This window comes from Aquirufa sp. OSTEICH-129A, assembly GCF_054558355.1.
Genome location: NZ_JBPXKC010000014.1, coordinates 1 through 528 on the forward strand (window position 1 = coordinate 1; position 528 = coordinate 528).

A 528-nucleotide genomic window follows, 5' to 3' on the forward strand; every position below is an offset into this window, starting at 1 on the left:
ATTGGTGGAGAATAACGGATTCGAACCGTTGACCCCCTGCGTGCAAGGCAGGTGCTCTAGCCAGCTGAGCTAATCCCCCAATTTTAATTGGGTTTTAATGTTAATCTCTTCATTCATTAGACTCGTTAGTCCAATGCGGTACGCTTAATTTCTTCGAGTGGAGATAACGGATTCAACGCGAACGGCTAGTTCGTTGACCCCCTGCGTGCAAGGCAGGTGCTCTAGCCAGCTGAGCTAATCCCCCAATTTTAATTGGGTTTTAATGTTAATCTCTTCATTCATTAGACTCGTTTGTCTAATGCGGTACGCTTAATTTCTTCGAGTGGAGATAACGGATTCAACACGGAATGTAATTCCGTTGACCCCCTGCGTGCAAGGCAGGTGCTCTAGCCAGCTGAGCCAATCCCCCGTTATTGGCTTTCATCTCTAGCTTGCCCCAACCTTATTTGTTGGTGGGCCTGCGTGGACTCGAACCACGGACCTCTACATTATCAGTGTAGCGCTCTAACCACCTGAGCTACAAGCCCG

The 528-nt window shown here is 48.5% G+C and carries 4 tRNA genes; all 4 read right to left on the minus strand.

What is annotated here, in order from left to right:
* Positions 1–2 precede the first annotated feature (2 nt).
* A tRNA-Ala gene (locus SKC36_RS12285) sits at positions 3–79 on the minus strand.
* 77 nt (positions 80–156) lie between these two features.
* Positions 157–244 (minus strand) — tRNA-Ala (locus tag SKC36_RS12290).
* A gap of 77 nt (positions 245–321) precedes the next feature.
* Positions 322–409: transfer RNA gene (locus SKC36_RS12295), tRNA-Ala, on the minus strand.
* A 41-nt stretch (positions 410–450) separates the two neighbouring features.
* Positions 451–527: transfer RNA gene (locus SKC36_RS12300), tRNA-Ile, on the minus strand.
* Between the last annotated feature and the right edge of the window lies 1 nt (position 528).